Source organism: Ligilactobacillus acidipiscis DSM 15836, from assembly GCF_001435755.1.
Taxonomy (GTDB): domain Bacteria; phylum Bacillota; class Bacilli; order Lactobacillales; family Lactobacillaceae; genus Ligilactobacillus; species Ligilactobacillus acidipiscis.
The window spans coordinates 1-4,717 of the sequence record NZ_AZFI01000152.1; the positions used below are offsets into that span (position 1 = coordinate 1).

Consider the following 4,717-nt stretch of genomic DNA (forward strand, 5'->3'; position numbering starts at 1 on the left):
ATCAGTACCACTTGATAAAGAACCGTTTTTAAGCACTTCTTTAAGCAGCATTGGTTTAAACAATTCATACATCAGTGACAGCTCATAATCATCGACCTTGATATTATATCTAGACTCAGCAGAATGAAAGATATTCCGAGCAACTGAATAAAACTCTTCCTCAGTTGCACTCATTTCTTTAGTATTCAACTGTTCAAACGAGCGGTCATTATTCAACAACATTCGCTCAAACATCAGAGCAATATGCATATAAAGGTTCAATTTTATTTACCGCTTAGATCCAAGTGATAATATCCTTCGAATTTAGCAACTATCTCTTGTACTTCAGGAATGACTATTTCTGGGTTCATAAAGCGTAAACGCCCTTTTATTCCGCCAATCGTAAAGAAACGAAGTAGTTCATCCATCAAATCATTGATCGTTCGCTTATTTTCGCCCATTTGCTCTAGTAAAGAACGTAATTTTAAATCACCATTCTTATCCATAATGTCGTAGATGTTAATAACTTCAGCAACATTTTGATCAGGCACATCCGCAGTCGTTAACACAAAGCGGGTATTTTTGAAGTAAGAGTGATCATGATTTTGCAAAGTTGCCTTTAAGTCCCGATAATCCATTGTAATAAGCTCAACTTCACTTTGTAAACAAGCCTGTGATATCTCCTTAACTTCTTTCGACAAACCAACTCCAGACATACACGAAACAATAATATTCTGTTGTTGAGAAATTCCTTCATAATATTGGACATTCATTGTGTTTGGATATTTTTCTGCCTTTTCCGCAATTTTTTTAAACTCTTTTTTTTGTTGGATCTGCAATCCAATATCTAAAGCAATTGCAGTAGTTAAATTGTTGATCACTAACAGATCCGTGTCGAGTAATGATTTGACTTCCCGATACATATTACTTAGTGATCCCATATCAAACAGTAAAATTGTCCCGGCATAGCCTCTGCCTTGTTTTTTAATATAGTTATTGACCTGTTGACTGATCTCGCGGTTAGAAACATCGATCGGCATGTCAAATGCTTCAAAAATATAATTGCCGCACAAATCATTGACCACCGAACAAATACTAGAAGCCATCCCGCCACCGTGACAAACCATGATTGCTAACAAATTTTGACCTTCGATCTTATTAGCTTCATTTCCAAAAATCACGTAAAGCAAAATTAATTCGAACCACTCTTGATTTACCTGAATGTCAGCTAGGTTCATCGTTTTTTGGCATAAATATATTGTCCGCGGAAAATGTTTTTCGCTTAAAATAACTACATCTTTAGCATCCGGCAATTCTGTTGCTTTCTGCAATAAGCTGATCATTTCGGCAGCTCTATTGATCTTACGCTCTGAAATTTCTTGGAGGACACCATAACGTGCACTGACCATTTGTAATGCATGTTCGATTTTTCGTTGAATATAATCTGTAAAGTAATCATCTAAAATCAAACTAGCGGATGTCCGGCGTGTATCACGTAAGAAGCGCGTCAAAGTCAATGATTGTTCATTAATTTTTGATTGCTGCCGTTCCTGGCTTTGCAATGTGCTTAGTAATGTGCTTAAAGATGAGTAAAGCTCATCAGTGTTGCCCGTTATGAGTTTTTCGGCACCCGAACCCTTGATCAGCCAGTATCCCTCCTCTATATTATTGTCATTCTTACCAGGCAAAGTGATTTCTAGTAGATCTAAGCCGCTATTATTGCTAAACGCTTCAGCACACAACAATTTGATCTGATTAGCCAATGAACCAACATTCCCGATTTGTTTCGTATTCAACAATTCTTTGACCGTACTATACGAGACACGGATATCGCGTTGCATTTCTAAAGCTTCACGTTTAAAGAAGTGTTCTATCAACTGGCACTGTTCCAATAATGGACGTTTTGAGATCGCAGTTAATTCAACTTGCAAGGGAACACGCCGTTGAAAAGTTTGTAATAGGTTATTATCCAAATTTTCAGTAGTAGCAAAAATAAAACGAACCTGAACATGATGCCTTTCTTTATTCTCACCCAATGGATAGAAATCGCCAGAATCCAATAAAACAAATAATTTTTCCTGGCTTTCGCGGGGCAAGCGATGCACTTCATCTAAGAAAAGATACCCACCATCCGCTTGATCGACTAATCCGGGCATATCGGCATTGGCTCCCGTAAAGGCTCCTTTTTTATAACCAAATAAAACCGAAGAAAGTAACTCCGGGTTATTTGCATAGTCCGCACAATTAAGCACCGTAAAATTAGCGTCTTTAGAAATAACACCCTTTTCTTTAGCATACTTAAAGATCAAAGAAGCCAGATAGCTTTTCCCGACCCCGGATGGACCAGTGATTATCAGCGGAAAGCCATAAGGAGGGTAGTCAACCGCCGACTTACATTCTTCTACGATTTTTTTCAAACTTCCATCAGCACCGATCATGGCAGAAAAAGCATCACCCCCACCCGCCAATTGCCAGTAGACAGGTTTCGTTCCGCTTTTAATGATCAATCCTTCATGATAAAGCTTAGATAAATATGAACTTGTAACTCCGCGTGAAAGGCCAGCAGCCTCGGCTACCATTTGCGTGGTGACTTTCTGGGAATCGTGAACTAATTCTTTTAGTTGGTCTAAAACACGATATTTTGCTTTAGGCAAATTCTCACCTCATTCTGATTAAAAAGTGCTTAACTTTATTTAAACACTTTTTGCCAACTTAACAAGGGCAAAAGCAAAAACCAGTTTTCTGCCTTCCTAGCAATTACCTGATAGATAAGAAAATACGTAGATGATCTATTATCGATTTATGCTTTTTAACAAGTGTATTACTGAACAATCCAAGGCATAATATGTTATTATTTTTACATAAAATTAAATAAATTTAATTGTTTTGTCGCCCGCACAGAATTTTATACTGTGTTTTTGTTTTACAATACGAGGAGGTTTTTTATGTCACGAACAGAAGAATTACCAACTACTACAAAAAGTGCTGTTTTAAACAAAGTATATGATATGCAGATCAAAGAAACTCCTGTCAAAGAAATGAAGCCTACAGATGTCCTAGTTAAAGTAATGGCTGTTGGGATCTGCGGTTCTGACGTTCATTTTTACGATTCCGGAAGATTGGGTGATTTTGTAGTCAATGCTCCTTTGATTTTAGGCCATGAAAGCTCGGGTCAAATTATTGCTGTCGGTGACGAAGTAACTGGCTTCAAAGTCGGCGATCGTGTCGCTTTAGAGCCAGGTGTTCCTTGCGGCAAATGCGAGTACTGTCGCTCAGGGCGCTATAACTTATGTCCTAACGTGAAATTCATGGCAACACCGCCTGTCAACGGCGATTTAACGCAATATATTACTTGGCCAGCAGATTTTGTGTATCATATTCCTGACGATATGACATACGAAGCCGGTTCGTTAAGTGAACCCTTCTCTGTTTCGATCCATGCAGCTCAGCTGATGGACATCCAACCAGGTTCGACTGTTTTCATTTCTGGTTCAGGACCTGTGGGATTATTGGCGATCTTAGCAGCACGCGCCTTCAATGCTGGAAAAATCATTGCTAGTGATGCAGAACTGAGTCGTTTAGAGGTTGCCAAAAAATTAGGAGCAACTGACACGATCGATGTAACTAAGGAGGATATCAAAACAAAAGTTAAGAACTTGACCAATGATCATGGTGCAGATTACGTGATCGAAGCTTCAGGAAATAACCACGCTGAAAGTGACGCCCTCTTGACCTTAGGCCGTAGTGGAAAAATTGCCTACGTCGGAATGCCTGCACATGATACAGCCCCACTAGACATCATGTTCATGACAACTTATGAGCCTCAAATCTTTGGTGTTTTCCGCTATGCCAACACTTATCCATTAGCAATCAAGATCTTACACGATCACATGGATGAAGCCGAAAATTTGTTGACCGACTTTTATGACCTAGAGCATACTAGAGACGCTTTTGAGCGGACAAGAACCGCCAAAAGCGATTCTTTGAAAGTCATTATTTATCCAAACGAAAAACTACGCACTAAATAGTTGATCTATCATTAAAATATCCAAATCAAGCTGTAAATTGCTAACGGCTTGATTTTTTTGCTCTATTTTTTAGGTAAAGCATTTAAAAAAACGTATTTACTAACTTGCCTAAATTCACATATAATTATTAGTATGAAGCTTAAATAATTTTGAAAGAGGAGAAATTCATGTCACAAATTCAGCCAGTTAATTTTAGAGATATTGGAGGTATTCCAGTAGCAAATGGAACCTTAACTCCAAATATTTTCTTTCGCAGTGGTCAGGTCGTAGATATTTCTAACGATACCGTTAATTTTTTACAAAATTCTTGTTCACTCAAAAGGATCTATGATTTTAGAAGTGCTGAAGAAGTGCAAAAGATGCCGGATACAAAAATACCGAGCGTGACTTTTACGCATTTAGACATTTTGCAAACTGCTAAAGCAAACCAAGCTTCGATGGACGAAATGGTCGAAGGAACAGGCGATGCTCATGAAAACATGCTAACAACTTATGAGCAAATGGTGACAAGTGATTCGGCCTGCCACGGCTATGCACAATTTTTAACTGATTTGCTCACAAATAACGATCCGCTTTTATTCCACTGTTTTGCTGGTAAAGACCGCACGGGTTTTGCTGCAGCTTTGATTTTAAAAATTGCCGGAGCAAATGATCATCAGATCATGGAAGACTACCTAAAAGGGAGTGTCAAGAAGTTTGTGTAAATGAAA

Annotated in this window: 4 protein-coding genes; 2 read left to right on the top strand and 2 right to left on the bottom strand. The window is 38.4% G+C overall.

Annotated features, from left to right (window positions below):
• Both FC65_RS08820 and FC65_RS08825 read right to left on the bottom strand, forming a co-directional pair.
• A partial coding sequence (locus FC65_RS08820; RefSeq protein ID WP_056972393.1) for a PRD domain-containing protein occupies positions 1-261 on the bottom strand: 261 nt, incomplete at its 3' end.
• Positions 262-263: 2 nt separating this feature from the next.
• Positions 264-2,633 carry a sigma 54-interacting transcriptional regulator gene (locus tag FC65_RS08825; RefSeq protein WP_056972394.1) on the bottom strand — a complete coding sequence of 790 codons (2,370 nt, stop codon included), beginning with the start codon at positions 2,631-2,633 and terminating at the stop codon, positions 264-266.
• A 291-nt stretch (positions 2,634-2,924) separates the two neighbouring features.
• Here FC65_RS08825 and FC65_RS08830 point away from each other — a divergent pair, with 291 nt between their 5' ends.
• Complete coding sequence (locus FC65_RS08830) at positions 2,925-4,007, top strand: NAD(P)-dependent alcohol dehydrogenase (protein WP_056972395.1); 1,083 nt, start codon at positions 2,925-2,927, stop codon at positions 4,005-4,007.
• A gap of 167 nt (positions 4,008-4,174) precedes the next feature.
• A complete protein-coding gene (locus FC65_RS08835; RefSeq protein WP_235803115.1) occupies positions 4,175-4,711 on the top strand; it encodes a tyrosine-protein phosphatase in 537 nt (178 codons plus the stop codon).
• The last annotated feature ends 6 nt before the right edge of the window (positions 4,712-4,717 follow it).

Coding starts and splice junctions, on each gene's coding strand:
- FC65_RS08830 (WP_056972395.1), top strand. CDS start 2,925: ATGTCACGAACAGAAGAATTACCAACTACTACAAAAAGTGCTGTTTTA.
- FC65_RS08835 (WP_235803115.1), top strand. CDS start 4,175: ATGTCACAAATTCAGCCAGTTAATTTTAGAGATATTGGAGGTATTCCA.